8 protein-coding genes are annotated in these 4,610 nt (G+C 39.4%); 2 read left to right on the top strand and 6 right to left on the bottom strand.

Annotated elements, in window-relative coordinates; translation table 11 throughout:
- Nucleotides 1–70: 70 nt before the first annotated feature.
- The 4 genes from E5329_RS28365 to E5329_RS28350 all read right to left on the bottom strand — a co-directional run bounded on the left by E5329_RS28365 (nucleotide 71) and on the right by E5329_RS28350 (nucleotide 2,260).
- Nucleotides 71–460, bottom strand: coding sequence for a cobalamin B12-binding domain-containing protein (locus tag E5329_RS28365; RefSeq protein WP_135992475.1), 390 nt, complete (start codon nucleotides 458–460; stop codon nucleotides 71–73).
- Nucleotides 461–520: 60 nt separating this feature from the next.
- Nucleotides 521–1,558, bottom strand: a complete 1,038-nt coding sequence (locus E5329_RS28360) for a PDDEXK nuclease domain-containing protein (RefSeq protein ID WP_135992474.1) — start codon at nucleotides 1,556–1,558, stop codon at nucleotides 521–523.
- Between the two features lie 82 nt (nucleotides 1,559–1,640).
- Nucleotides 1,641–1,871 (bottom strand): helix-turn-helix domain-containing protein, encoded by a 231-nt coding sequence (locus E5329_RS28355; RefSeq protein WP_135992473.1) that lies wholly within the window; start codon nucleotides 1,869–1,871, stop codon nucleotides 1,641–1,643.
- Nucleotides 1,872–2,026: 155 nt separating this feature from the next.
- Nucleotides 2,027–2,260, bottom strand: a complete 234-nt coding sequence (locus E5329_RS28350) for a helix-turn-helix domain-containing protein (RefSeq protein WP_135992472.1) — start codon at nucleotides 2,258–2,260, stop codon at nucleotides 2,027–2,029.
- 136 nt (nucleotides 2,261–2,396) lie between these two features.
- Between E5329_RS28350 and E5329_RS30225 the strand changes: the two genes are divergently transcribed.
- Together E5329_RS30225 and E5329_RS28345 are read left to right on the top strand one after the other, a co-directional pair.
- A complete protein-coding gene (locus tag E5329_RS30225; protein WP_168356812.1) occupies nucleotides 2,397–2,555 on the top strand; it encodes a hypothetical protein in 159 nt (52 codons plus the stop codon).
- A 23-nt stretch (nucleotides 2,556–2,578) separates the two neighbouring features.
- Entirely contained in the window at nucleotides 2,579–3,058 is a 480-nt protein-coding gene (locus E5329_RS28345; protein ID WP_135992471.1) for a hypothetical protein, read from the top strand.
- Between the two features lie 489 nt (nucleotides 3,059–3,547).
- Here the strand turns inward: E5329_RS28345 and E5329_RS28340 are convergent, their stop codons facing one another.
- Nucleotides 3,548–3,925, bottom strand: coding sequence for a TnpV protein (locus E5329_RS28340; RefSeq protein ID WP_135992470.1), 378 nt, complete (start codon nucleotides 3,923–3,925; stop codon nucleotides 3,548–3,550).
- Nucleotides 3,926–4,121: 196 nt separating this feature from the next.
- Entirely contained in the window at nucleotides 4,122–4,442 is a 321-nt protein-coding gene (locus E5329_RS28335; RefSeq protein ID WP_135992469.1) for a plasmid mobilization protein, read from the bottom strand.
- Nucleotides 4,443–4,610 lie beyond the last annotated feature (168 nt).

Genomic DNA, 4,610 nt, shown 5'->3' with positions numbered 1-4,610 from the left:
TACCATTGGACTTATAAAATGGATGAAATAAGTCAGGATGAAGCCGTTAAAGCTGCCATAAAATCAAATGCTAATTAGGCCAGTTATTAATTATTCGATGTACTAGCTTTAAAACACAAGAGTCTGATAATAAACCTGTAAGAATAGTAACTCTATCGTCAATATCACCTTTTATTTTTTCAATCAAAAGAGATACCATAATCCCGCCAATAAATATTTTTTCTGGCGAAATAAGCTTTTCATAACTTTTTATAGTTTTAATTGTCTGACTATAATAAAAAGTAAACAAAGATGTTATATACACTCTGTCATACTGGTTTTCTAAAAAACTCTTTGAATCCATAACTCCCTTAAAAAAAGTCACTTCATCTCCTCTTTCTTTATGATATGTACTTATCTTCATCAATCCCATTGGTGGGTATTTATTCTTGTAATTAGGCTCTACTAATAAAATTTTCATTATTGTTTCTCCAATTTTTATCAAGTTCGTGTAAAATAAAACATTTTAAAATGATAAAATTTATATATCTGTTTTACTCCCCTCAAATATCTTCAATCTCTCCACAATCTCCTCCGGCTTTGGCAACAACTCCTTCATATCCTCCGGCAGAGAATCACTCAGCTTATAAGTCGCCACCCCAATCGGCACATTCGACTGTTTCAACGCATATTCCACATATGTCTTGTCTTTGCTCTTACAGATGATAATGCCAATAGATGGATTTTCCTCCGGCAGTTTTATCTGCTCATCCAGTGCTGTTAGGTACAGTTGCATTTTCCCTGCATACTCTGCCTCAAACTCGCCTATTTTCAATTCGATTGCTACCAAACTCCTCAATCTTCTGTGAAAGAGAAGTAAATCAATATATAAATCCCGGTTTCCAACGGTCAGGTGGTATTGATTGCCGACAAAAGTAAAGTCCCCGCCCATCTCTATCAAGAATGCCCGGATATTGTTTACTAACTGCATTTCCAACTCATGCTCAGAATATTCCGGCGACAGTTCCGCAAAATCAAAAGTATATTCATCTTTTACTGCCAGCTTTGCCTGTGCCCTGCGTTCTTCCGGCAGTGTCAAATCAAAATTCGTCTGATTTAATAGATACTTCTCATAAGTCTGTGCCTCAATGAAATTTGCCAAAATACGTTTTGTCCACCCATACCGCTTTGCCATCTGGATGTAGAATTCTCTCTGCAAATCATCCTTACACTTCTCCATAATGACGATATTATTGCTCCAGCTAATTTCTCGCACCAGTGGTGCGAGTTTTTCAGAATTGCGGTAACTCAGGTAAAAGTTCCGCATTCTCCAGAGGTTTGCCGCAGAATATCCCTTTGCTCCCGGAAACTCTTTCTGCAACTCTTTTGACAAAATTTTTACAATGGATTTGCCCCATCCGTTGATTTCCTGCTGTCTGTATATCTCCTCGCCAATCTCCCAATAAAGGTTGATAGTCTCCGTATTCATTATTTTCAGGACATGATACTGCTTTTTATGTATCAGTTCCTTCACGTCATTTACCAAAGGCTCATAGCCTGCAATTTCCACTCCGCCCATTCTTTCTCCAATTCTCGCACCACTGGCGCGAGTTTTATAAATCTACTATCTAATTGATATTTTCAATAACGACCTGGTCTGGTTATTCTTCCCCCGGCGGATGGAATACCAGCAAATCTTGTATCTCACACCCTAACACCGTACAAAGTTTACACAGTACATATACGTCCAACCGGGTAATGCTGTTCGTACAGTAATTATCTATCTGTTTCCAGTTCATTTCTGCCTTGTGCGACAGCTTGTTTTTGCTCAGCCCTTTTTTCTTCAGCAGTTCATTCAGCCTTATTTCCAAATATCCGTAATCTTCCTCCACGTTCCCACCTCTGCATTTTCATATTTGTTTCATGCTCACAGTTTCATTCTATATTTATTGTAGAAACTCGCTAACCCTAAACAAATATCAGAATACTAGATGCAGAAACATTAGTTCTTTTCTCTAAAATGCAGATTATGCATTTATATCTATTCTCATTGCTCTTTCTCTGCTGGGACAAAGACAAGCAAATCTTGAATTTCACATTCCAAAGCGGTACAGAGCTTGCACAATACAAAGGTGTCCAGCCGGGTAATATCATTCTCACAATACCTGTCCACCTGCCTCCAGTTCATTGCCGCTTTCAGTGACACTTTGTTTCGGTTCAGTCCTTTTTTCTCTATAAGCTCTGCCAGCCGGATTTCCAGATGACCGTAATTTTCGTCCACCTTGTCGCCTCCTGTCGAAAAATGATACCCTGTTTTCCTTGCATTTTCATTCTATACTTGTTATAGTATTTTTGTAATCTCAAAGAAGTATTATAACACTTCTAACATAAACAAATGTTTTGACAGGAGGAAAGGAATGGGATTAGACTACTTTAAAGACACTGTCTTTGAACTGCTTAACGATTCTGATGATATGGCAGTCAAAGACATTCAAACGAAAGACAAAGAAAATATTTTTACGGTACTGCTGATGGGTGGAAGTCATTTTGAATTAGAATGCCGCCAAATATACTAATTTAAAGGGGAACAGGTGATGTTATGGATATGAAAAATTTTGCAGCCATGCTTTTAAAAGTCATTAAAAAATCTGGACTTCCTATTGCAGAAATAAAACGCATACAATCGGACAAAGGTTTATTTGCAATAGAAACTTCTGATAATAGCGAGTTCCTGATTAAAATTGCAAACAGGGATGCCAAGCGCGAAACATTTTTTCTGGAGATAGACGAAACAGAACGTAGAATCCATGAGATTTACGAAAAGTACGTCAGCAGTTGGGAATATGACGAGATTCTTATGAACAACGATTTCGACATTGACTGGCTGGAAGATATTTTGGACATGAAGGATTACCGCAGGCTGGAAAATATTATCTTACAGTATAGCTCAAGGAATGACGAACTGTTGTTTACTTTGAGATTCAAATATGCCTGGTCTTTATTTATGGAATGTGCCAAAAGTAACGAAAGTGCAAATTCTGCAAAGTTGAATTCCAACACTGATTCTGCAAAAAAATAACCTGAATTTTTCCATACATTAGGCTGGAACATTTTAAAAGCATGATTGTCAAAAAGGGGTTAGGGGATTTCCCCTGACAAGTGCCGAAGGTTGCCGCTGCCCATAGGGGCGTGGCAATCCAAAAGCGTTGCTTGCTGGTATTGTGTATTGATTTTCCAGTCGCTTTCTGTTCCCAATATAAACTATTTTACCAGCCGAAAAAGAAATCTTTCACATGCTTTCCCACCAACTTATTCCACCAGAAATACCCCTATTTTAAATCTATATACGGATTCTCCCCAAAGAAAATAGAGCGGTTTCCCGCCCTACTTCCTTATCAATATATCCTTTTCTCCAGTATGATTTTCCCCGTCAGTCTGCCAATTCTTCCAGCACCATCTTCCTTTTATCAGCATAATTTTTCGGGCAATCTACCTACTCCTTCAGCAGTATACCCCTTTCCGGCACGACTTTTATCACAAATATACCAGCTTATCCGACACGGATTCACTAACAATATACTAACTCTTTCAGCACAATCTCCTCCGCAGCAGAACGGACATTATTCATTAATCCAATCCATTTCATCTGTTCCTTTGCCTTTAATTCCTCCGTAATCCCTGCCCCGGCTTTCATCTGTTCCGTGAGAAATTCCATCCTCTCCCTGCATTCCTCGTCGCATTCGTGCAGATGCCTGTTAAGATTTCCGCTTGTCAGCAAATGCAGATACATCCCTTTGCGGTGGTTTTTAAGGTATTCCAGCCTCATGTTCCCATATCTGCCAATCTTATAATCTTCCCCCTCCGGTAACTTCAAATCCGGGTAATAAATCCCATCCGTTCCCTTCGTATAGCTGATTCCATTTTCACCAATGATGTGTTTTCCCATGATTTCCTCCCATCCGGCGACCTGATATTATCCCGCTATTTGTCGCCTTGCCTGCAAATTTTCCCATTACAATCAAATTTTTTTCTTTCCCATCTGTCTAACTGAATGATTTTGATAACAAAAAACGCGTATTGTTTAAGCAAATATTTTCTATGATTTTTTCTTTTTCGGCTGGTAAATATAGGGTTAACTGCAATCAGTTTTCCCCTTTCAGCCCATTCATGGTTTGTGCAATTAACTGGATGGCATAAAGCAGTTCATCATTTTCACCACTGCACTTTTCCAGACGTTTCAGTTCCCCATAGATTTCTGCCATCTGGTTGCGCAGTGCCTTATATACCCTCGGACTGCCCTGAACCACCACGTCCCGGCACTGTAAACGCCGGATAATATAGTCCTGCTTGGTAAGTCCCGACAGGCTCACACAGCGGTCAATCAGTTTTCCTTCTTCCTCAGAGCCATGGAATGCCACTGTTTTATTCCTCCATCTTCCCTTGTAATCAAGCCTTTTTTCCATAATTTCAAGTCCCCTTTCTCCGTTCCGGCTCAAACTCCTTATCCATATGAAACTGGATGACTGTGCAGTTATCTGGCTGCGCAAGGCTCTCCATGCGCTCCATATCCAGCTTAGGAACTGTCGCAAAATAAAATGTACTATTTGAACCCACGTATTACATAGTTCCAT

The organism is Petralouisia muris, from assembly GCF_004793545.1.
GTDB lineage: Bacteria > Bacillota > Clostridia > Lachnospirales > Lachnospiraceae > Petralouisia > Petralouisia muris.
The sequence above is the reverse complement of the archived record's forward strand: the minus strand, read 5'-3'. Positions and strand labels throughout refer to the sequence as shown.

What these genes read in the sequence shown, in the direction of transcription:
- E5329_RS28365 (WP_135992475.1), bottom strand. Translation starts at nt 460, where the DNA reads ATGAAAATTTTATTAGTAGAGCCTAATTACAAGAATAAATACCCACCA.
- E5329_RS28360 (WP_135992474.1), bottom strand. Translation starts at nt 1,558, where the DNA reads ATGGGCGGAGTGGAAATTGCAGGCTATGAGCCTTTGGTAAATGACGTG.
- E5329_RS30225 (WP_168356812.1), top strand. Translation starts at nt 2,397, where the DNA reads ATGGGATTAGACTACTTTAAAGACACTGTCTTTGAACTGCTTAACGAT.
- E5329_RS28345 (WP_135992471.1), top strand. Translation starts at nt 2,579, where the DNA reads ATGGATATGAAAAATTTTGCAGCCATGCTTTTAAAAGTCATTAAAAAA.
- E5329_RS28340 (WP_135992470.1), bottom strand. Translation starts at nt 3,925, where the DNA reads ATGGGAAAACACATCATTGGTGAAAATGGAATCAGCTATACGAAGGGA.
- E5329_RS28335 (WP_135992469.1), bottom strand. Translation starts at nt 4,442, where the DNA reads ATGGAAAAAAGGCTTGATTACAAGGGAAGATGGAGGAATAAAACAGTG.